Here is a 21,393-nt window from a genome sequence, read left to right on the forward strand (position 1 = left end):
ATTAAAATATTTAAGCGGCGCCAGCTTTACCAACTTTACGTACGATATGTTCATCTTCGTACCGAATACCTTTACCTTTATACGGTTCAGGCTTTCTGACCTGGCGAATCTGCGAGGCAACAAGTCCGAGTTGTTCTTTATCAATACAATCCAATGTGATCTTGGTATTTCCGTCCACAGTTGCAACAACACCTTTTGGGAGCGTGTATTCAACTGGATTGGAATATCCAACGTTAAGTGTCAACGTAGATCCACTCACATTAGCCTTGTAACCAACGCCTTCTATCATTAGAACTTTCTGAAACCCATCGACAACACCTACTACCATGTTGTTAATGAGAGTACGGGTAAGACCACGAAAAGCATTAACTTTAGTGGTTTCTACACGATTTTTTACTGAAATGACATTATCTGTGATATCAACTTCGATATCGGCGATGATGTCACGATTCAAAGTACCTTTAGGGCCGGTAACAGTGATATGCTGACCCTTGAGGTCAATCTTCACGCCAGCAGGTACATCAATTGGTTGCTTACCAATACGAGACATAATTTCCTCCGTTATCAGCGGGTCTACCAGACCTCACAAATTATCTCTCCACCAGCATTCAGGGAACGTGCAGTAGTATCTGTCACTACCCCTTTAGAGGTGGATACAATTGCAATCCCGAGTCCATTAAGAACTTTTGGGATGCTGGTTGCGTTAGTATATTTGCGCAAACCTGGCTTACTCACTCTTTTGATACCCGTGATAACCGGCTCATTACTTGGACCGTATTTAAGGTCGATCTTCAAAGTGTCTTGAACACCGCCTTTAACCACTGCGTAATCTGTAATATATCCTTCTTCCTTGAGAACCTTTGCAACACTCACTTTTACTTTTGAGGTTGGCATCTCAACAGATTCGAATCGTACCATTACTGCATTTCTTATCCTGGTCAGCATGTCTGCCAGGGGATCGCTCATTGACATAGCGAACACTCCTTATTTGTAAAAATTGTAAACAATTTCAAACAGAGATGAAGGTTGTTCCTACCAGCTGGACTTCGTTACGCCGGTAATCTCTCCGCTAGACGCCAGTTTACGGAAGCAGATTCTACAAACACCAAATTTTCTGATGAAGCCTCTTGGGCGACCACAAAGTGGACACCTGTTATATTTACGTACACCAAATTTTGGCTTGCGTTGTGATTTTGCAATGATAGATTTTTTAGCCAAACCGACCTCCAAATTCTCTCTATTTAAATAAACTTTTAAATAAGGCTTATTTCTTAAACGGCATCCCCAGCTTCTGCAGAAGAGATCGTCCCTCTTCATTAGTGTTTGCTGAAGTTACAATTGTAATATTTAAACCCTTGATCTTATCAATTTTATCGTAATCTATTTCAGGAAAAATAATCTGTTCCTGAACACCCATTGAGTAGTTACCACGACCGTCAAATCCCTTTGGAGAAAGTCCACGGAAATCACGTACACGAGGTAAAGCGATGTTGACAAGCTTGCTGAAAAAATCATACATCTTGTCACCACGTAAAGTTACGCAGCAGCCAATTGGCATACCTTCACGTAACTTAAAAGTCGCAATGGATTTTTTAGCCTTGGTGATAATAGCTTTCTGTCCTGCAATCCTGGTGAGCTCTTCAGCAGCACCTTCAACAATTTTAGGATTGGTAACAGCCTCACCGAGACCCATGTTTAATACAATTTTTTTAATCTGAGGAAGCTGCATGGCATTTGTATAGCCAAACTCCTCTTTGAGTGCAGGTACACACTCGTTTTCGTAAATATCTTTAAGCGCACCCATGATAACTCCTAGCGTATCGTTTTGATAATCTATGCTTTAGACTCGATGGATTCGCCACAGCTCTTGCAATACCGTACTTTGGTGCCATCATCGAGGATCTTCTTTCCTATGCGACCGGTTTTGGTGCACTCTGGACAAATAAGCAGAAGATTAGAAACATGAATTGGAGCTTCTTTCTCAACGATCTGCCCCTGCTGATTCATCTCCTGAGGTTTGGTGTGGCGCTTAACCATATTGATACGCTCAACTACCACCTTATCTTTATCACCGATAATGCGTAGTATCTTACCAACCCTGCCCTTATCTTTTCCGGCAATTACTTCAACCTGATCATCTTTTTTCAGGTATGTTTTACCCTGTCTCATTGTTGTACCTTTATTCAATCAATGTATCTATTGCTCTAATAGCTCAGTTCTTACAGAGCTTCCGGAGCCAGAGATATAATTTTCATGAAACCTTGGTTTCTTAATTCTCTTGCTACCGGCCCAAAAATACGAGTACCAACAGGCTCACCTGTTGCAGCAAGCATAACTGCAGCGTTGTCATCAAACTTGACCCAGGTATCGTCCATACGCTTCATCTCTTTAGCGGTACGAACAATAACGGCCTTCATTACATCGCCTTTCTTTACCTTCGCATTGGGAATAGCTTCTTTAACCGTAACAACGATAACATCACCAATACCTGCATAACGTTTCCCTGTACCACCGAGTACACGAATACAAAGGACTTTTTTGGCACCGGAGTTATCAGCAACATTTAAAACTGATTCTGTTTGTATCATAATATCACCTGAAATCTCATCTGAAACATAAGATTAATTGATCTTAAGTGGTTAATTAAACCGCTTGTTCCAGAATATTTTTTACCCGCCACCTTTTTCTCTTACTCAATGGACGACACTCTTCAATTTCAACAGTGTCGCCAATATTGCAACGGTTCTCAGGGTCGTCTGCCAAATACTTGACATTTGTTTTCATGAATTTGCCATACAATTTATGGCGAACCTTGCGCTCTACCTGAACGACAACACTCTTTTCCATTCTGTTGCTAACAACAGAACCGGTTCTTGTCTTTCTAGCTTTTTTTATTTCACTCATAATTTAGTCAAATAGTGTGTTTTTTTAGAACCTGGCCATACTAAAAATAAATTTTCAAACCATGTATTAATTTGTAGCTTGTCTGTTTATGGTCTCGATTCTAGCAATGTCTTTTCTAATTTTCTTAAGTCTAGAAGTATCCTCGAGAGGTCGGATCTTATGTTGAAAAGTGAGTTTACCCAACTCTTCTCTAAGGTCCTTTAAATTTTTCTCGAGCTCTTCACTAGACGCTTTACGGATTTCTTCCGATTTCATAACGTGTTCCTTTTTGTTATTACTTTGGTAGAAAATGGTAACTTATTACCAGCAAGTCTCAGAGCTTTTAACGCAACTTCTTCACTAACGCCAGTTATTTCGTACAAAATAACACCAGGCTTAATGACTGCAACCCATGAGTCAGGAGCACCTTTACCTTTACCCATGCGTGTTTCAGCAGGTTTTGCAGTTAATGGCTTATCTGGAAAAACTCTGATCCAAACCTTTCCACCACGCTTCATTGTCCTGTTGATGGTGATACGAGCAGCTTCAATTTGCTGGTTGCTCATGAAACCACAAGCTGTAGCTTTCAGCGCATAGTCACCAAAGGAGATTGAGGAACCACGATGAGCTGCGCCCTTCATTCTTCCTTTAAATACTTTTCTATGTCTAACCTTTTTCGGACTTAACATCATTTACTCCAAATATATAATGGAACTATCTTGCAGGACTGTTATTGCGCAGTGGCTGCATCGTTCTCGCTCAGTACTTCACCATTAAATATCCATACCTTTACGCCGATGATACCATAGGTGGTATTGGCTTCAGCCAGAGCGTAATCAACATCTGCACGGAGAGTATGGAGAGGTACACGACCCTCACGAACCCACTCACAACGAGACATTTCAGCTCCACCTAAACGACCAGAGCAAGATATTTTGATTCCTTGTACGCCAAAACGTAAAGCTGAGCTAACTGCTTTTTTCATTGCTCTACGAAATGCAACCCTGCGAATGAGCTGCTGAGCAATATTCTCTGCAACCAGCTGAGCATCAGCTTCAGGACGACGTACTTCTTGGATATCCAGAGTAACTTTTCTGGAGATCAGTTTTTCAAGTTCCTTTTTGAGGATCTCGATTTCGGCGCCCTTTTTACCAATGACGATTCCAGGTCGTGCGGTAAAGAGCTTGATACGAACCTGCTCTCCTGTGCGCTCGATTTTAATTCTGGAAAGGCCGGCATGCTGCAGACGCTTTTTGAGGAACTTCTTCAATTTCTGGTCTTCAATCAAATATGTGGAATATTCTTTATCAGCATACCAGATTGAATCCCAAGTCCGGGTAATATTTAGTCTCAGTCCGTGTGGATTAATCTTCTGCCCCAAAACAGTCCTCCAACAAATCCATTGTTCTTAAGTATTAATAAGTTTGTATTCCCAATAGGGGAAGACATACTAGATTTCATCCAAAACTACAGTAATGTGGCTTGATCTCTTAATAATGCCTGTAGCTCTGCCCTGTGCTCTTGGACGAATCCGTTTAAGGGATGGCCCACCATCTATAAAAATCGTTTTTACATAAAGATTATCAACGTCAGTTGCATCATCCTGTGTGGCATTTGCAACAGCGGACTCAATAATCTTCTGAAGAATGACAGCGCCTTTTTTAGGCATAAATCTCAGAGTAGTGATCGCCTGATCAACTCCCATTCCACGCACCACATCGGCAACGAGTCGAGCCTTCTGTGGTGATATTCTAATGTGTTTTCCTACGGCTTTTGCTTCCATAGTCTTTACTCCTGATGAGTCGTACCTGAGACCTTAGGGTCTCTTTTTATCTCTTACCCTTCTTGTCTGTTGCATGTCCATAGTAAGTCCTGGTTGGAGAAAATTCTCCAAGCTTATGACCAACCATGTTCTCAGTAACAAACACAGGAATAAATTTTTTGCCATTATGTACAGCAAATGTAAGTCCTACCATGTCAGGACTGATATCAGAGCGTCTCGACCAGGTCTTAATGACTTTTCTTGAGCCACTTTCAACAGCATTTTCTACCTTGCGTTGAAGATGATCATCAATGAAAGGACCCTTTTTAATTGAGCGTGACATACTTAACCCCTTTTATATTATGATCTCTTCTTGACAATCATTTTGTCAGAAGCCTTGTTTGTCCTAGTCTTGAACCCTTTGGAAGGTTGACCCCATGGACTACAAGGATGCCTACCACCAGAACTCTTACCCTCACCACCACCCATTGGGTGATCAACAGGGTTCATTGCAACGCCTCGTACGTGAGGACGTTTACCTTGCCATCTTACACGACCAGCTTTTCCAAACTTCTGGCTTTCGTGTTCACGATTACCAACCTGGCCAATACATGCACGACAGGTATCGTTGAACTTGCGAACTTCTCCAGATGGCAAACGTACTTGAACATACGCGCCTTCTTTGGCCATGAGCTGAGCGGAAGTTCCAGCACTTCGAACCATCTGAGCGCCTTTGCCAATCTTCATTTCGATATTATGGATAATAGTACCGAGAGGAATGTTAGCTAGTGGCAGACAGTTACCTGGCTGAATATCCACATTGTCTCCTGCAACAATGGTATCACCAACGGAAATTCCGTCAGGGGAGAGAATATATCTCTTCTCGCCATCGGTGTAGTTGAGCAGCGCAATATTAGCTGATCGGTTAGGATCATATTCTATAGCTACCACTTTTGCGTCGATACCGATTTTATTGCGTTTGAAGTCAATAATACGATACTTACGCTTGTGGCCGCCTCCGATATGGCGGGATGTTATCCGACCATAGTTATTTCTACCACCGGTCTTTGAGAGACTGCATACGAGGCTCTTTTCCGGTCTTTTGGTTGACAGATCAGCATTCTTTGTAGAAACATGCTGTCTCTTTCCAGGTGATGTTGGTTTGTATACTTTAATAGCCATGATTTCCCAATCGCTCCATCAATAATGATTAGATAGATTCGTACAATGTAGAAGGTTTATACTTTAGTTTAACCGTTTAACCTAAAGCTCATCAGCAAAGTTGATGGTTCCTTCAGACAAGGTAACGTAGGCCTTTTTCCAATCATTGGTATGACCGACCGTCTTTCCAACCCTTTTCTTTTTCCCACGCATAGATACGGTTTTTACATCTTTGACTTTCACGTCAAACATAGTTTCAACCGCGGTCTTTACTTCAATTTTATTTGCCTTGGGATGTACCTTGAAAACTACCTTCCCGTCAATTTCCTGTAACAAGGCAGCCTTTTCAGTCAAACAAGGCCCTTGCAATACGCTATAGATATTTTTCATGCCATTAACCTCTTCTCAAGGCTTTCAATTACCGGTTGAATCAATATCACCTTCTTATGAAGCAGAATGTCATAGACATTGAGGCCTTCAGAAGACAATACTTTATATCCATTCACATTACGGGATGACTTGGTAAGATTCTCCGAAGCATCATTTGTAATAATGAGACCGTTTTGTACATCTAAAACGTTCATGATGCCAACAAAATCTTTCGTTTTTATTGCATCTAACGAAAAATCGTCCATTACAATGAGGTTACCCTCTTGTAATCTTGCACTTAGCGCCATTGAAACAGCTTGTTGTCTAACTTTCTTGTTGACTTTGAAGCTGTAGTCACGGGGCTTAGGACCAAAGGTCACACCACCACCACGCCAGATTGGAGAGTTGTTGGTACCTGCACGAGCACGGCCTGTACCTTTTTGTCTCCAAGGCTTACGACCACCGCCTCGTACTTCAGTTCTGGTCTTAGTACAAGCATTACCACTACGGCGCGCTGCACGTTGCATCCGAACGACCTCATGAAGAATGTATTCCTTTACCTCACGGTTGAACACTTCATCATTGAGATCTATCTCGCCAACACTTTCATTCTTTGTGTTAACAATATTTACAGTAGACATATTTTTCTCCTCGAACCTGTGTAGATCGAAATGCTGTTATTTCTTGTAAATCTTCAACAGGCCGTTTTTAGCTCCAGGAAGTGGCCCCTTCAAGAGAACGACATTTTCTTCAGGACGAATATCAACTACAACAACATTCTTTCTGAGAACAGTATCGTTACCCATACGTCCAGGCATCTTCTTACCTTTAACAACCCTTCCCGGGTAGGCAGAACATCCGATAGAACCAGGCGCTCTGTGGAACATAGATCCGTGACCTGCTCCACCACCGGCGAAACCATGGCGCTTAATTACACCCTGGAAGCCTTTACCTTTACTGGTTCCTTGAACGTCGACCTTATCGCCAACTTTCATAATCTCATCAAGAGAGATTGTCTGACCAACTTTGTACGCTGCTGCGTCTTCAACTCTGAATTCACGAAGGAAGTAAAATCCCTCGGACTCAGATTTTGAAAGATGCCCAGCTTCAGGCTTATTTACTCTTTGAGCCTTCTTGTCAGCATATCCAACCTGTATTGCGCTGTAGCCATCTACCTCAGGGGTTTTGACCTGAAGAACCTTGCATGGACCAGCTTCTATAACTGTAACCGGAATGGATTGTCCAACATCGCCATATACGCGAGTCATTCCGATTTTTTTTCCTAATATACCCATTGTTTTAGGCATGTTATCACCCGATGCTTCAATTAACTTTTAGGTAGCGCCTAAATTATGGCAACTTTATTTCAACATCAACGCCGGCAGACAGTTCAAGCTTCATCAACAGATCAATTGTTTGTTGAGTTGGCTCTAAAATGTCAAGCAGACGACGATGGGTTCTCATTTCGAACTGCTCACGGGATTTTTTATCAACGTGGGGAGAACGGAGAACACAAAACTTATTGATGGTCGTTGGCAGCGGGATTGGTCCAGCTACTGCAGATCCGGTTCTTCTTGCAGTTTCTACGATCTCTGTAGTTGATTGATCGAGTAACTTGTGATCGTATGCTTTCAAGCGAATACGAATTTTTTCTGTAGGTATCATTCCACACCTTTAGGCATTAATTTCACTGATAACTCCGGCACCAACTGTACGTCCGCCTTCACGGATAGCAAATCGGAGCCCAACATCCATTGCAATCGGTGTAATGAGTTCGACTGATGCAGCGATATTATCGCCAGGCATAACCATCTCAACACCCTCTGCGAGAGTTACTACGCCGGTAACGTCTGTTGTTCTGAAGTAGAACTGTGGACGATATCCGTTAAAAAATGGAGTATGACGTCCACCTTCATCTTTTCCGAGAATATAACACTCAGCTTCAAACTTGGTGTGTGGATTGATTGACTTAGGAGCAGCAAGTACCTGTCCACGCTCAATCTCTTCACGCTTCACACCACGAAGAAGTGCACCAATGTTATCTCCAGCCTGACCCTCATCGAGAAGCTTGCGAAACATCTCAACACCAGTACAGGTAGTCTTCATGGTGTCTTTAATTCCAACAATCTCGATCTCATCACCAACATGTACCACACCACGCTCAACACGACCGGTAGCTACAGTTCCACGACCAGAGATTGAGAAAACGTCCTCAATAGGCATAAGAAAAGGCTGATCTACGTCACGGGTAGGCTCGGGGATGTAAGAGTCGATAGCAGCCATGAGGTCCCAGACACACTTAGACAGTGCTTCGTCTTCAGGATTCTCAAGGGCCTGGAGCGCTGATCCCTGAATAAATGGGATATCATCTCCTGGGAACTCGTATTTATCAAGAAGCTCACGAAGCTCCATCTCTACAAGCTCAATGAGTTCTTCATCATCGACCATGTCGCATTTGTTGAGGAAAACAACAATTGCAGGTACACCGACCTGACGAGCAAGCAGGATGTGCTCACGGGTCTGGGGCATTGCACCATCAGTTGCTGCAACAACAAGAATTGCGCCGTCCATCTGAGCGGCACCGGTGATCATATTTTTGATATAATCGGCGTGACCCGGGCAATCTACGTGAGCATAGTGACGATTCTCAGTCTCATACTCAACATGTGCAGTTGCGATGGTGATTCCACGCTCTTTTTCTTCAGGTGCCTTATCAATATCACTGAAATCAGTAAAAGAAGCCTGACCTTTTGTTGACAGTACACGTGTAATTGCAGCGGTCAGTGTGGTTTTACCATGGTCGATATGGCCAACAGTACCTACATTGACATGCGGCTTAGTCCTTTCAAATTTTTCTTTTGACATAATGGTTCCTCAAAATTTGGACTTAGATCCCTCGTATTTTTTTAATAATTTTCTCTGCCTTCTGAGCAGGCACCACATCGTACTCTAAAAATTGCATGGTAAAATTAGCTCGCCCCTGGGTAGCTGACCGTAATGAGGTTGAATACCCAAACATTTCAGCAAGTGGGACATGGGCCTTTAATATCTGCAGACTATCTTCCGCTTCGACCCCGACTATTTTACCTCTCTTTCCGTTAACATCGGCGATTACATCACCAACATATTCTTCAGGAGTTGTTACTTCTAAGCTCATCACTGGTTCGAGTAACTTTGGACTCGCCTCAGATGATGCTCTTCTGATCGCCATTGCTCCGGCAATTCCAAAAGCCATCTCTGTGGATTCGTCTTCGTGATACGAACCGCCAACAAGACTAATTTTAATATCTGTGAGCGGATACCCGATGAGCGGTCCTGAATCCAGAGAATCGACAATGCCCTTCTCTATAAATTCAAGGAACTCTTCCGGGATAAGTGAGCCGTCAACCTTGCTGACAAACTCAACTCCCTCGCCTCTTTTCAGAGGTTCGACCTTGATCACAACGTGACCAAATTGCCCTTTTGCACCTGTGAGTTGATCGAATTTACCTTCAGCCTCATGGCTTGATTCGATGGTTTCTTTATATGCAACCTGGGGTGTACCCACATTTGCAGAAACCTTAAACTCATTAAGCAACCGATCGACTATAATTTCGAGGTGCAGTTCTCCCATACCTGAAATTATCTTCTGACCAGTATCAGCGTCTGTTGTAACGGTGAAAGATGGATCTTCAAGAGCTATCTTATCAAGCGTCTCTTCAAGCTTTTTCTCTTCCGCCTTACTTTTTGGCTCAATAGCAACCCCAATGACGGGATCTGGAAATTCCATTGACTCCAGGATTACAAAATCACCTTTTTCACAGAGTGTATCCCCTGTTGTGGTGAACTTCAATCCTACAAGAGCCGCTATATCACCAGCCGATATCTCTCGAACTTCTTCACGCTTATTAGCATGGAGCTTCATGATTTTAGATATCTTCTCCTGTTTTTTCTTCACAGGATTATATACCTTATCACCGACAGTGATCGTCCCCGAATAGACCCTTACAAACGCAAGATTCTCAACAAAAGAATCACTCATGAGCTTAAAAACAAGCGCAGACAATTTAGCGTTTGGATCTGATTTGCGAGTAACAATCTCACCATCAGCACCCTCACCCTCAATACTTTTCACATCAAGAGGTGATGGTAACAGCTCTATCACGCTATCGAGTAAAGGCTGAACACCTTTATTCTTAAACGCACTCCCACAAAGCACAGGCACTATATCAAGCGCTAAGGTTGCTTTTCTGAGAGCCTTATATATCTCAGGCGCAGATACTCTAGTATCATCTAAATATTTTTCCATGATCTCCTCATCGAAGTCGGCCAACTTCTCGAGGAGCACCATACGTGCGGCCGTGAATACTTCTTTATATTTGGCAGGGACTTCTTTAACTTCAATGTCCTGTCCTAGAGAACCCTCATCGAAGACGAGTAGTTTCTCTTCTATAAGATCGATGATTCCTTCAAATTCAGCTTCCGCTCCAGCTGGAATCTGAATAGGCAGAGGGTTTGCACCCAGTCGATCTTTTATCATGGAAACGCAGCGCTGAAAGTTAGCGCCAACTCTATCCATCTTATTTACAAAGGCAATACGTGGAATGGAATATTTATTCGCTTGTCTCCACACTGTTTCAGACTGTGGCTCGACACCACCGACTGCACAGAAAACTGCTATCGCCCCATCAAGAACCCTCAAAGACCGTTCAACCTCTACTGTGAAGTCAACATGCCCAGGAGTATCAATGATGTTAATTTTCTTATTTTTCCACTCACAGGTTGTAGCAGCTGAGGTGATTGTAATCCCTCTCTCCTGCTCCTGCTCCATCCAATCCATGACGGCTGTGCCGTCATGAACTTCGCCTAACTTATAGGAACGACCAGTGTAGAACAGAATTCTTTCAGTGGTCGTTGTCTTTCCTGCGTCAATATGGGCCATAATCCCGATATTGCGCACATCAGATAAATCTTTCAAGGCTGCCATAACGTTTGTTCTAATAGAATCTAAGTTTTGCGAGCCCTAATATCTGATATCAGCGGCCCTTAGGGCCACTTTAACTACCAGCGGTAGTGAGCGAAAGCCTTATTAGCTTCTGCCATACGATGGGTATCGTCTCTTTTCTTAACTGCAGCACCACGGTTGTTATAGGCATCCATGAGCTCAGCAGCCAACTTCTCAGACATTGACTTACCTGAGCGAGACCGTGCATAGCTGATTATCCATCTGATAGCCAGTGCATTTCTTCTTGTCTGACGAACTTCCATGGGCACCTGATAAGTAGCACCACCAACACGACGAGATTTAACCTCAACGCGGGGACGTACTTTTTCCATGGCTTCCTCGAAGATGGTTAATGGATCTTCATCCTTCACCTTCTCTTCAACGATATCCATTGCACCATAAAAAATTCTCTGGGCCAAACTCTTCTTACCACGCTCCATCAAACCGTTGGTAAATTTAGACACCAACACACTGTTAAATCGTGGATCTGCATCAATGGGACGCTTTTCAATTGCTCTTCTTCGTGACATTATTCAAACCTCTTATAAGCAGAGAACCAATTAAGATGGTCTCTTTGCGCCATATTTAGAACGACCCTGACGGCGATCAGAAACACCCAACGTATCAAGCGTACCACGAATAACATGATAACGAACACCAGGTAAATCTTTAACCCTTCCACCTCTAATCAAGACCACGGAGTGCTCTTGAAGGTTATGACCAATACCTGGAATATATGAAGTAACCTCGATTCCATTGGTAAGTCTTACCCTGGCAACTTTTCTGAGTGCGGAGTTAGGCTTCTTAGGAGTGGTAGTATAGACTCTAACACAGACACCTCTCTTTTGAGGTGATCCCTTCAGGGCAGGGGTATTCGTCTTCTTAACAGACTTCTTGCGCCCCTTTCTTACGAGTTGGTTAATTGTTGGCATTACGTTTACTGCTCCTGTTTACATACCGTTATAGAAATTCTCCAGCCCAAAAATTGCGACTGTGAACACTTAAATTAAACACGAAAGTGAGGGATTGTACATTACCTGACATACTGTGTCAAGTAAAAAACATCCCTCCCATACGTACTTCTATTGATCTCTTCCGAGACCAGTACCAGCTGAGATCAAGCGGCCCATGATAACATTTTCTTTTAATCCGGCCAGTTCATCAACCTTACCAGCAACCGCAGCATTGGTTAACACCTTGGTTGTTTCCTGGAACGATGCAGCAGAAATAAAACTTTCTGTTGAAAGCGAAGCCTTAGTCACACCAAGTAGCAGTGGTTCTGCTACAGCAGGTTTCTTACCTTCCATCATCAGCTTGTCTCTTTCTTCTTCAAACTTCCACCACTCAACCTGCTGACCAATCATAAAGCAAGAGTCTCCGGATGAGGTGATCATTACACGTTTGAGCATCTGACGTACAATAACCTCGATGTGTTTGTCATTGATCTTAACACCCTGGAGTCGATAGACTTCCTGGATCTCGTTGACCAAGAACTTAGCAAGTTCCTTGACACCCAGTACAGAGAGAATGTCATTAGGAACAATTGTACCTTCCATAAGCGGCTCACCGGCTTGAACAAAATCACCCTCATGGACGATGATATGCTTGGCCTTAGGTACGAGGTATTCCTGTGACTCACCGTACTCAGGAGTTACAACAACACGGCGCTTACCTTTGAGCTCTTTTCCAAAACTAACCTTACCATCAATCTTGGTAATAATAGCAGGATCCTTTGGTTTCCGAACTTCGAAAAGCTCAGCAACACGTGGCAGACCACCAGTAATATCTTTAGTCTTTGAAGTTTCACGAGGAATCTTACCAACTATAGTACCTGGCTGGATCTCATCACCTTCAACAACTGAAATAATAGAACCACCCGGTAAACTATAACGGGCAAAAATATCCGTTCCTGGAAGCTTAACAGTCTTGCCCTTATCATTCTTAACAGAAATTCTAGGGTTAAGTTGAGCACCAGCTGCAGTCTGAACAATAACAAGAGAAGATCTACCTGTAACGGCATCCACTTTTTCCTGCATTGTTGTACCTTCGATAATATCACCGTATCCGATAACACCACCAACTTCGGCTACAATCGGAATTGTATATGCATCCCAATCTGCAAGAATGGTATCTCGCTCTACGACATCCCCGTCCTTGACGAGAAGTTGTGCACCATAGTTAACCTTAAATCTCTCACGCTCACGACCGAGCTCATCTTTAACTGAGATAATAGCACTTCTATTCATTACAATCTCGGTACCTTCAGAGTTGGTTACAGAGTGGAGATTACTAAAGGCAACTGTACCACCTATATTGGTTTTCAGTTCAGCCTGCTCAACAGAACGACTTGCAGTACCACCTACGTGGAAGGTACGCATTGTAAGCTGGGTTCCTGGCTCACCGATGGATTGGGCAGCAATAACACCAATCGCCTCACCGATATTAACCATATGACCACGACCAAGATCACGGCCATAACATGCAGCACATACTCCGCGTTTAGAACGACAACTGAGCACTGAACGAATTGGCACCCTATCAACACCGGACTGGTTGATAACTTCAGTTAACTCTTCAGTGATCTCCTCGCCCATTTCAACGAGTACTTCATCGGTGAAAGGATCGACAATATCTTCAAGAGCCACACGACCAAGGATACGATCTCCAAGTGGAACAATAATCTCACCACCATCCATTAATGGCTCAGCGATTATGCCATCAAGAGTCATACAGTCGGTTTCGACAATTGTTGATTCCTGGGCAACATCAACAAGACGTCTGGTAAGATATCCTGAGTTAGCAGTCTTAAGAGCAGTATCGGCCAGACCCTTACGAGCACCATGAGTAGAAATAAAATACTCAAGCACACCAAGACCCTCGCGGAAGTTCGCCTTAATGGGAGTCTCAATAATGGCACCTGAAGGCTTAGCCATAAGACCACGCATACCAGCGAGCTGACGAATCTGATCTCTTGAACCACGAGCACCGGAGTCTGCCATAATAAAGATTGAGTTAAAGCTAGGGGCTTCCACTATATTTCCATCCCTGTCTTCAAAGTCATCAACCTTGATCTCATCCATCATCGCATTAGCAACATCTTCTGTTACTTTTGACCAGATATCCACGACCTTATTGTACTTCTCACCGGATGTAATAAGACCATCAGTATATTGCTGATCTACATCTAAAACATCCTTTTCACCCTTCTCAACAAGACTTTCCTTCGTGAGAGGAATCTTCATATCATCAATACAGATGGAGATTCCAGCGCGCGTCGCGTATTCGTAACCAATATCTTTTAATCTATCTGCAAGAATTACTGTATCTTTGGTTCCTGCATGGCGATAAGAGTTATCAATGAGTTTAGCCAGTGCCTTTTTGGTGAGCACCTTATTCACTTCACTAAAAGGTACGGACTTTGGTACAAGTTCACCAAGGATAATACGTCCCATGGTGGTGTCTACAATCTCACCCTCACGACGAACCTTAACCTTTGCCTGAAGATCAATCTCACCGAAGTCATAAGCAATGATAGCTTCATCAACATTACTAAAGACCTTACCTTCACCGGGAACATTAATGCGCTCACGACTCATATAGTAGAGACCGAGCACGATATCCTGGGATGGAATAATTACAGGCTCACCGTTAGCAGGGGATAAGATATTGTTGGTGGACATCATAAGTACACGTGCTTCAACCTGTGCTTCCACAGAGAGAGGTACGTGAACTGCCATCTGATCACCATCAAAATCGGCGTTAAAGGCCATACAAACCAGAGGATGAAGCTGGATAGCCTTACCTTCGATTAGTACTGCTTCAAAAGCCTGCATACCCAGTCTATGCAAGGTAGGTGCACGGTTGAGAATAACCGGATATTCAGTAACTACCTCATCAAGAACGTCCCACACTTCCTTGACTTCTTTTTCCACCATCTTTCGTGCAGATTTAATGGTGGTTACAAAGCCTTTTCTCTCAAGCTTGTTGTAGATAAAGGGCTTAAACAGCTCGAGAGCCATTTTCTTTGGAATACCGCATTGATGCAGACGGAGATGCGGCCCAACAACAATAACGGAACGACCAGAGTAATCAACACGCTTACCAAGAAGGTTCTGACGAAAGCGACCCTGCTTACCTTTGAGCATATCTGAAAGAGATTTCAGTGGACGCTTATTTCCACCGGTAATAACTCTTCCTCTACGACCGTTGTCAAAAAGTACGTCGACCGCTTCCTGGAGCATACGCTTTTCGTTACGAATGATAATATCAGGCGCATCGAGTTCAAGGAGTCGTTTAAGACGATTATTTCTGTTGATAACCCTTCTATACAGATCGTTGAGATCGGAGGTCGCAAAACGACCACCTTCAAGAGGTACCAGTGGACGAAGATCAGGTGGTAGAACAGGAATAACTTCAAGAATCATCCACTCTGGCTTATTACCTGAGTCTCTAAATGCCTCAATAACAAAGAGACGCTTTCCCAGCTTTTGCCTCTTGGTCTGGGAATTTGTGGAGAGCATCTCCTCGCGAAGAGACTTGGAAAGGGCAATAAGATCTTGGGCCGCAAGAAGTTCACGGATAGCTTCAGCTCCAATACCTACTCTGAACTGAGCAGGATATTCGTCTCTCGCCTGTCTGTATTTTTCTTCGGTGAGCAGAGTTCCAACAGGAATAGCATCGGCCTCAGAACTTACAACGGCGTATTGCTCAAAATAGAGGATTTTTTCGAGTTGCTTCAGAGTCATATCAAGAACTGCACCGATCTTACTTGGCAGACTTTTCAAAAACCAGATATGTGCAACAGGAGCTGCAAGCCTGATATGTCCTAACCGCTCACGACGCACCTTGGACTGAATGACTTCAACACCACATTTCTCGCAGACGACGCCACGATGCTTCATCCTCTTGTATTTTCCGCAGTTACATTCGAAATCCTTTACTGGTCCGAATATTTTTGCACAGAAAAGACCATCTCTTTCAGGCTTGAACGTACGATAGTTGATTGTCTCTGGCTTTTTTACTTCACCATGGGACCAATCCATGATCTTTTCCGGTGAAGCCAGCGAAATTTTTACATTTTTGAACTTAACTGGAGCTTTCGGTTTTTGAAAAAAATTGAATAACTCTTCCACGAAATCACCTCTCCCTTATATTAAAGGATTTCCCCGGCGCCTGAAACTGCCCAGACCCGAGGAAAATCTTGTCTTAACAAAGCTACTAATATCAACCCGCGACCGGGGACAGCCTTGGCTTATTCTTCAATAAGCTCCATATTCAAACAAAGCGCCTGTAGCTCTTTGACAAGAACGTTAAATGACTCTGGCAAACCAGTAGTCAGAAAATTGTTTCCTTTTACAATCCTTTCGTACATAGAGGTACGACCTTCTACATCATCGGATTTAGCGGTCAGGAATTCCTTAAGCGTATATGCAGCACCGTACGCTTCCATTGCCCAAACCTCCATCTCTCCCAGACGCTGGCCACCAAACTGGGCCTTACCACCAAGTGGTTGCTGAGTTACAAGAGAGTAAGGACCTGTGGAACGAGCATGGATCTTATTATCAACGAGGTGATGCAGTTTAAGCATATACATAACACCTACAGTAACATTGTTTGCAAACGGCTCTCCGGTAAGACCGTCATGGAGTCTTGCCTGCCCTACCTCATCTACACCAGCTTCAAGCAGCAGGTTTCTGATAGACTCTTCAGGCGCACCATCAAATACAGGTGTTGCCATATGTAGTCCTTCATGGTGCCTTCTGGCCCAGTCAATGATATCCTGGTCCGTCTTGCCCTCAGTCAGAGCCTCGAGTTCCGCATCGTTATAGACGGCGCGCATCTTATCGCGAATTTCTTTGACAGCCTCTGCTTTTGCAAGCTCTTCAAGCTGATTACCGAGTCTTCGAGCTGCATATCCCAGATGAACTTCCAGTACCTGACCGACGTTCATCCTTGAAGGAACACCAAGAGGGTTCAAAACGATATCAACGGTGGTGCCATTGTCGAAATACGGCATGTCTTCTTCTGGAAGAAGACGTGAAACAACACCCTTATTACCATGACGACCAGCCATCTTATCACCGACCGAAAGCTTACGTTTAGTAGCAACATAAACCTTAACCATCTTGACCACACCTGGAGGAAGATCATCGCCCTTCTTCATGCGCTCTATGATGCCGTCATATCTCTCGCTGATCAGACGAGCCTGATTAGAATAGCGGTCGTAAATATCTTCTATGGCATCGATATATTTTGCTTTCTCAGAAAAATCAATTTCACGAAGCAGCTCAAAGCCGATAAGCTCAGCCTGCTCCATTTCAATCTTTTTACCAAGACCTACAACAACGTTACCGTGCTTGTCAGAAATATCAGTTTTTGCAGTTCTACCGTCAATGACCTTTCCGATCTCTCTGCATACACCGCGCTTCAGACTGCGCAGTTCGTCAAGCTTATCCTGATTGAGCTTCTCGATCTCAAGATCTTCGATGAGCAGTGAACGCTCATCCTTATCAACACCCTTACGTGAGAACACCTTAGCGTCAATTACAACACCGGACACACCTGGTGGCACTCGTAGAGATGAATCTTTAACATCCTGGGCCTTTTCACCAAAGATTGCACGGAGCAACTTCTCTTCCGGGGAGAGTACAGTTTCACCCTTAGGGGTCACCTTACCAACCAGGGTGTCTCCAGCCTTAATCTCTGCACCAATTCTGACAATACCAGAATCATCAAGATTTCTCAGAGTCTCTTCACTTACGTTTGGAATGTCTCTTGTAATCTCTTCTTTACCAAGCTTGGTATCCCGAGCCATGGTTTCAAAGACTTCGATATGAACAGAGGTAAAGGTATCTTCTTTAAGGAGTCGCTCGTTAATGAGAATCGAATCCTCAAAGTTAAAACCACGCCATGGCATAAAGGCAATAACTACATTTTTACCAATGGCTATTTCACCTGCTTCACAAGAAGGACCATCAGCGAGCACCCTGCCCTTTTCTACTCTGGTACCAGGAACCACGATGGGACGCTGGTTAAAACAGGTGTTCTGGTTAGACTTTTTGTACTTACCAAGTCTATAGACAGCAACACCTGTGTCATAACCATCTGTGCCAGGCTCATCGTAGCGAACAACCACGCGGTTGGAATCAGATTCTTCAACGACACCATCGCCTGCTGCGAGAAGACATGCACCGGAATCTCTGGCCACATATCTCTCCATCCCTGTACCAACAAGAGGAGCACGTGTAATCAGAAGCGGAACAGCCTGACGTTGCATGTTCGAGCCCATAAGAGCACGGTTAGCATCATCATTTTCAAGAAATGGTACAAGAGATGCAGCAACACTAATCATCTGATTAGGTGCTATATCCATATATGTTACGATTTCACTTGTCGTTGTAATAACCTCGCCGTCTTCACGAACAATGAGGTTATCGGACTTAATTCTGTGTTCCCCGTCGAGTTCAATGAGAGCTGGAGCAATAAATTGTTTTTGCTCTTGAAGTGCACTGAGGTAATCGACCTGATCCAAAACTATACGGTCTTCGACCTTTCTATAGGGTGTTTCGATAAATCCATATGGATTGACCCGTGCGTATGTCGCCAGCGAGACAATAAGACCAATATTTGGTCCCTCAGGAGTTTCAACCGGACAGATACGACCATAGTGGGTTGGATGAACATCACGTACCTCAAAACCGGCACGCTCACGACTCAAACCACCGGGTCCAAGTGCACTCAAACGTCTCTTATGGGTAACCTCGGAAAGCGGATTGGTCTGATCCATAAACTGCGACAACTGAGAGGTACCAAAGAATTCTTTGATAGCGGCAGAAATCGGCTTTGGATTAACCAGGTCATGGGGCATAAGCGTCTCAACATCCTGGAGAGTCATACGCTCCTTAATTGCACGCTCCATGCGGACAAGTCCCATACGGTACTGATTCTCTACGAGTTCGCCAACAGTCCTAACCCTTCTGTTACCTAGGTGATCAATATCATCTACTCCACCCTGACTATCTTTGAGCCGAACCAGATGTTTTACCGCATAGACGATGTCATCTTTGGTAAGGGCACGGTTGGCAATATCAATATCAAGGTTGAGTTTAGCATTAATCTTATAACGACCAACTTCAGAGAGATCATAAAGATCCATATTGAAGAACAGGTTGTTAAAAAAGGTCTCTGCAACCTCAGGTGTTGGAGGGCTTGAAGGACGCAGTCTTCTATAAATTTCGATCAAGGCCTCTTCGGTATTCTTGGCCTTATCAAGAGTCAGGGTCTTACTGAAGGAATCTGAATAGTGGATACCATCAATATGAAGAATTTTGAACTCATTCACACCTTCTTCAGCAAATGACTCTAAAACAGTTTCGGTGATCTCTGTATTGAAAAGCGCTAGAGGCTCTTCAGCACCCTCTTTCTCGATGGTTGTGGCGAGCATTGAACCAATCAGAGCTTCTTTGCTCATCTTGATAAATTCAATTCCTGCAGCTTCAATTTTTTTACAGAGTACTTTAGAGATTTTTTTACCAGGCTTAGCGAGTACTTCTCCATCCTTAGGAGAAACAATATCGTACTCAAGTCGCTGCCCGGTCATAAGCTCTGAGTCAAAACTTACGAGAAATGCATCACCATCTGTTTTAACAATGGAGGTAGGATAAAATTTCTCGAGTAATTCCTCGCCTGTATACCCTAAAGCTTTTAAAAGGGTAGTAACAGGGAATTTTCTTCTTCTATCAATACGGACATGAAGGACGTCTTTTATATCAAACTCAAGATCGATCCATGACCCCCGCACAGGTATAATTCTGGCTGAATACAGCAACTTACCGCTGGAGTGGCTCTTACCATTATCGTGGGTGTAAAAAAGACCTGGAGAACGCTGAAGCTGTGATACGATAACTCTTTCAGTACCGTTAATCACAAAAACACCGTCACCGGTCATAAGTGGCAGAGACCCAAGGAATACTTCCTGCTCTTTAATATCACGGATTGATTGAACTCCAGTCTCTTCGTCGACATCAAAGGTAATAAGGCGAACAACAATTTTAAGAGGGATTTCATAGGTCATCCCCCGTTGCTGACACTCCTCAATGGTGTACTTTGGTTCGCCGAATTTGTAGCGAACAAATTCAAGTGAACAAAGACCATTGAAGTCATTAATGGGAAAAACATTTTGTAATATTCCCTGCAATCCAAAATCGTCTCTCGAATCAGGATCAGTCCCCATCTGGAGAAACTTCTCATAGGAAATACGTTGCATGGATATCAAATGCGGAGGCTCAAGTATCCTTTCTGCCTTGGCAAAATTCTTTCTTACTCTTTCCATATTTTTCCTCGAAATTGCCTTAAAATAGAACTATCTATAATAAATACGGTTGTAAAACTGTTTAAACTGCCTGCTCAGGTGACCGACGGGATGGTACTTCTGACCACCTCGAGTGAAAACAGATACACTTGAATGGTTTTGAAGCTGTAGGCGGGACCAGCACAATAATAAGCATTGTCTCTAAGCATTGTAATTATCCTTTTTGGAATTATTCAAAACGAAGAAGAGTACAAGCACCTAAAACACAAACCACGCTGATATAGTTACTTTAAAATATCTTACCCCGGTAGTCGACGAGTAACCAGGATAAGCACCTTTTTAGGATACAATCAATACGCTACACATGTGCATAGCTTACAAAACGAAAAAGGTACTAGCTTCTAGAAAGCACAACACGCCACGAAGCAAAGCTCGTAGCGTGTTGATATCAAGCTAAGTTGCTCAAAAATTCGAACAACCCTGAAAAATCAATTACTTAACCTCCACTGCAGCTCCTACAGCTTCGATCTTTCCTTTGATTTCTTCAGCGTCTTCTTTGCTGGTACCTTCCTTGAGTGGAGCAGGTGCTGACTCAACGAGGGCTTTAGCTTCTTTCAGTCCAAGACCGGTGATTGCGCGAACTTCTTTAATGACCTTGATCTTCTCACTTCCAACATCAGTAAGGATAACGTCGAACTCAGTCTTTTCTTCTGCAGGAGCAGCAGCATCGCCAGCAGCACCAGCAGCAGCTACAGCTACAGGAGCAGCAGCAGAAACACCGAATTTTTCTTCGAATTCTTTGATAAGTTCAGAGAGCTCGAGAACGGACATATTTGAGATAAAGTCGATTACGTCTTCTTTAGTTACAGCCATGGTTAATAACCTCTTGTTTTCTAATATTTTATTCTAAATTAATCTAACTCT

The 21,393-nt window shown here is 43.5% G+C and carries 24 protein-coding genes; all 24 read right to left on the minus strand.

Annotation, left to right across the window (positions count from 1 at the left end; genetic code table 11):
- Positions 1-10: 10 nt before the first annotated feature.
- The 24 genes from rplF to rplL all read right to left on the minus strand — a co-directional run bounded on the left by rplF (position 11) and on the right by rplL (position 21,342).
- Positions 11-550, minus strand: a complete 540-nt coding sequence (gene rplF, locus ACX6CI_RS13055) for a 50S ribosomal protein L6 (protein WP_458774089.1) — start codon at positions 548-550, stop codon at positions 11-13.
- Positions 551-573: 23 nt separating this feature from the next.
- Positions 574-972, minus strand: coding sequence for a 30S ribosomal protein S8 (gene rpsH / locus ACX6CI_RS13060; RefSeq protein ID WP_458774090.1), 399 nt, complete (start codon positions 970-972; stop codon positions 574-576).
- A gap of 60 nt (positions 973-1,032) precedes the next feature.
- Positions 1,033-1,218, minus strand: coding sequence for a type Z 30S ribosomal protein S14 (locus ACX6CI_RS13065; RefSeq protein ID WP_458774091.1), 186 nt, complete (start codon positions 1,216-1,218; stop codon positions 1,033-1,035).
- A gap of 46 nt (positions 1,219-1,264) precedes the next feature.
- Positions 1,265-1,804: a 50S ribosomal protein L5 gene (rplE, locus tag ACX6CI_RS13070; protein WP_458774092.1), complete on the minus strand. Its 540-nt coding sequence runs from the start codon at positions 1,802-1,804 to the stop codon at positions 1,265-1,267.
- 29 nt (positions 1,805-1,833) lie between these two features.
- Complete coding sequence (rplX, locus tag ACX6CI_RS13075) at positions 1,834-2,169, minus strand: 50S ribosomal protein L24 (protein ID WP_458774093.1); 336 nt, start codon at positions 2,167-2,169, stop codon at positions 1,834-1,836.
- 50 nt (positions 2,170-2,219) lie between these two features.
- Positions 2,220-2,588, minus strand: a complete 369-nt coding sequence (gene rplN, locus ACX6CI_RS13080; protein ID WP_458774094.1) for a 50S ribosomal protein L14 — start codon at positions 2,586-2,588, stop codon at positions 2,220-2,222.
- 55 nt (positions 2,589-2,643) lie between these two features.
- On the minus strand, positions 2,644-2,904 hold the full coding sequence (rpsQ, locus tag ACX6CI_RS13085) for a 30S ribosomal protein S17 (protein WP_458774095.1): 261 nt from the start codon (positions 2,902-2,904) through the stop codon (positions 2,644-2,646).
- 66 nt (positions 2,905-2,970) lie between these two features.
- Positions 2,971-3,159 carry a 50S ribosomal protein L29 gene (gene rpmC / locus ACX6CI_RS13090; protein WP_458774096.1) on the minus strand — a complete coding sequence of 63 codons (189 nt, stop codon included), beginning with the start codon at positions 3,157-3,159 and terminating at the stop codon, positions 2,971-2,973.
- The gene (rplP, locus tag ACX6CI_RS13095; protein ID WP_458774097.1) at positions 3,156-3,572 is read right to left on the minus strand and encodes a 50S ribosomal protein L16; all 417 of its coding nucleotides are present in this window, start codon (positions 3,570-3,572) and stop codon (positions 3,156-3,158) included. The genes rpmC and rplP overlap by 4 nt, the downstream gene beginning before the upstream one ends.
- A gap of 41 nt (positions 3,573-3,613) precedes the next feature.
- A complete protein-coding gene (rpsC, locus tag ACX6CI_RS13100; protein ID WP_458774098.1) occupies positions 3,614-4,264 on the minus strand; it encodes a 30S ribosomal protein S3 in 651 nt (216 codons plus the stop codon).
- A 69-nt stretch (positions 4,265-4,333) separates the two neighbouring features.
- On the minus strand, positions 4,334-4,666 hold the full coding sequence (gene rplV / locus ACX6CI_RS13105) for a 50S ribosomal protein L22 (RefSeq protein ID WP_458774099.1): 333 nt from the start codon (positions 4,664-4,666) through the stop codon (positions 4,334-4,336).
- Between the two features lie 46 nt (positions 4,667-4,712).
- Positions 4,713-4,988, minus strand: coding sequence for a 30S ribosomal protein S19 (gene rpsS, locus ACX6CI_RS13110; protein WP_458774100.1), 276 nt, complete (start codon positions 4,986-4,988; stop codon positions 4,713-4,715).
- Positions 4,989-5,005: 17 nt separating this feature from the next.
- Positions 5,006-5,827 carry a 50S ribosomal protein L2 gene (gene rplB, locus ACX6CI_RS13115; protein ID WP_458774101.1) on the minus strand — a complete coding sequence of 274 codons (822 nt, stop codon included), beginning with the start codon at positions 5,825-5,827 and terminating at the stop codon, positions 5,006-5,008.
- A gap of 81 nt (positions 5,828-5,908) precedes the next feature.
- Positions 5,909-6,196, minus strand: a complete 288-nt coding sequence (rplW, locus tag ACX6CI_RS13120; RefSeq protein ID WP_458774102.1) for a 50S ribosomal protein L23 — start codon at positions 6,194-6,196, stop codon at positions 5,909-5,911.
- Positions 6,193-6,816 carry a 50S ribosomal protein L4 gene (gene rplD, locus ACX6CI_RS13125; protein WP_458774103.1) on the minus strand — a complete coding sequence of 208 codons (624 nt, stop codon included), beginning with the start codon at positions 6,814-6,816 and terminating at the stop codon, positions 6,193-6,195. Before rplD ends, rplW begins: the two co-directional genes overlap by 4 nt.
- A gap of 36 nt (positions 6,817-6,852) precedes the next feature.
- Positions 6,853-7,482, minus strand: coding sequence for a 50S ribosomal protein L3 (gene rplC / locus ACX6CI_RS13130; RefSeq protein ID WP_458774104.1), 630 nt, complete (start codon positions 7,480-7,482; stop codon positions 6,853-6,855).
- 43 nt (positions 7,483-7,525) lie between these two features.
- Positions 7,526-7,837, minus strand: a complete 312-nt coding sequence (rpsJ, locus tag ACX6CI_RS13135) for a 30S ribosomal protein S10 (protein ID WP_205747709.1) — start codon at positions 7,835-7,837, stop codon at positions 7,526-7,528.
- A 12-nt stretch (positions 7,838-7,849) separates the two neighbouring features.
- Positions 7,850-9,040, minus strand: coding sequence for an elongation factor Tu (gene tuf / locus ACX6CI_RS13140; RefSeq protein ID WP_458774105.1), 1,191 nt, complete (start codon positions 9,038-9,040; stop codon positions 7,850-7,852).
- 22 nt (positions 9,041-9,062) lie between these two features.
- On the minus strand, positions 9,063-11,141 hold the full coding sequence (gene fusA, locus ACX6CI_RS13145; protein ID WP_458774106.1) for an elongation factor G: 2,079 nt from the start codon (positions 11,139-11,141) through the stop codon (positions 9,063-9,065).
- A 74-nt stretch (positions 11,142-11,215) separates the two neighbouring features.
- The gene (gene rpsG, locus ACX6CI_RS13150; protein WP_458774107.1) at positions 11,216-11,689 is read right to left on the minus strand and encodes a 30S ribosomal protein S7; all 474 of its coding nucleotides are present in this window, start codon (positions 11,687-11,689) and stop codon (positions 11,216-11,218) included.
- 30 nt (positions 11,690-11,719) lie between these two features.
- Positions 11,720-12,091, minus strand: coding sequence for a 30S ribosomal protein S12 (gene rpsL, locus ACX6CI_RS13155; RefSeq protein WP_458774108.1), 372 nt, complete (start codon positions 12,089-12,091; stop codon positions 11,720-11,722).
- 150 nt (positions 12,092-12,241) lie between these two features.
- The gene (gene rpoC, locus ACX6CI_RS13160; RefSeq protein WP_458774109.1) at positions 12,242-16,291 is read right to left on the minus strand and encodes a DNA-directed RNA polymerase subunit beta'; all 4,050 of its coding nucleotides are present in this window, start codon (positions 16,289-16,291) and stop codon (positions 12,242-12,244) included.
- Positions 16,292-16,410: 119 nt separating this feature from the next.
- Positions 16,411-20,490 (minus strand): DNA-directed RNA polymerase subunit beta, encoded by a 4,080-nt coding sequence (gene rpoB / locus ACX6CI_RS13165; protein ID WP_458774110.1) that lies wholly within the window; start codon positions 20,488-20,490, stop codon positions 16,411-16,413.
- A 471-nt stretch (positions 20,491-20,961) separates the two neighbouring features.
- Entirely contained in the window at positions 20,962-21,342 is a 381-nt protein-coding gene (gene rplL, locus ACX6CI_RS13170; protein WP_458774111.1) for a 50S ribosomal protein L7/L12, read from the minus strand.
- Positions 21,343-21,393: the final 51 nt, after the last annotated feature.

It is taken from the genome of Desulforhopalus glucosivorans (genome assembly GCF_054397165.1).

Coding starts and splice junctions, on each gene's coding strand:
- rplF (WP_458774089.1), bottom strand. CDS start 550: ATGTCTCGTATTGGTAAGCAACCAATTGATGTACCTGCTGGCGTGAAG.
- rpsH (WP_458774090.1), bottom strand. CDS start 972: ATGTCAATGAGCGATCCCCTGGCAGACATGCTGACCAGGATAAGAAAT.
- rplE (WP_458774092.1), bottom strand. CDS start 1,804: ATGGGTGCGCTTAAAGATATTTACGAAAACGAGTGTGTACCTGCACTC.
- rplX (WP_458774093.1), bottom strand. CDS start 2,169: ATGAGACAGGGTAAAACATACCTGAAAAAAGATGATCAGGTTGAAGTA.
- rplN (WP_458774094.1), bottom strand. CDS start 2,588: ATGATACAAACAGAATCAGTTTTAAATGTTGCTGATAACTCCGGTGCC.
- rpsQ (WP_458774095.1), bottom strand. CDS start 2,904: ATGAGTGAAATAAAAAAAGCTAGAAAGACAAGAACCGGTTCTGTTGTT.
- rpmC (WP_458774096.1), bottom strand. CDS start 3,159: ATGAAATCGGAAGAAATCCGTAAAGCGTCTAGTGAAGAGCTCGAGAAA.
- rplP (WP_458774097.1), bottom strand. CDS start 3,572: ATGTTAAGTCCGAAAAAGGTTAGACATAGAAAAGTATTTAAAGGAAGA.
- rplV (WP_458774099.1), bottom strand. CDS start 4,666: ATGGAAGCAAAAGCCGTAGGAAAACACATTAGAATATCACCACAGAAG.
- rpsS (WP_458774100.1), bottom strand. CDS start 4,988: ATGTCACGCTCAATTAAAAAGGGTCCTTTCATTGATGATCATCTTCAA.
- rplB (WP_458774101.1), bottom strand. CDS start 5,827: ATGGCTATTAAAGTATACAAACCAACATCACCTGGAAAGAGACAGCAT.
- rplW (WP_458774102.1), bottom strand. CDS start 6,196: ATGAAAAATATCTATAGCGTATTGCAAGGGCCTTGTTTGACTGAAAAG.
- rplD (WP_458774103.1), bottom strand. CDS start 6,816: ATGTCTACTGTAAATATTGTTAACACAAAGAATGAAAGTGTTGGCGAG.
- rplC (WP_458774104.1), bottom strand. CDS start 7,482: ATGCCTAAAACAATGGGTATATTAGGAAAAAAAATCGGAATGACTCGC.
- tuf (WP_458774105.1), bottom strand. CDS start 9,040: ATGTCAAAAGAAAAATTTGAAAGGACTAAGCCGCATGTCAATGTAGGT.
- fusA (WP_458774106.1), bottom strand. CDS start 11,141: ATGGCAGCCTTGAAAGATTTATCTGATGTGCGCAATATCGGGATTATG.
- rpsG (WP_458774107.1), bottom strand. CDS start 11,689: ATGTCACGAAGAAGAGCAATTGAAAAGCGTCCCATTGATGCAGATCCA.
- rpsL (WP_458774108.1), bottom strand. CDS start 12,091: ATGCCAACAATTAACCAACTCGTAAGAAAGGGGCGCAAGAAGTCTGTT.
- rpoB (WP_458774110.1), bottom strand. CDS start 20,490: ATGGAAAGAGTAAGAAAGAATTTTGCCAAGGCAGAAAGGATACTTGAG.
- rplL (WP_458774111.1), bottom strand. CDS start 21,342: ATGGCTGTAACTAAAGAAGACGTAATCGACTTTATCTCAAATATGTCC.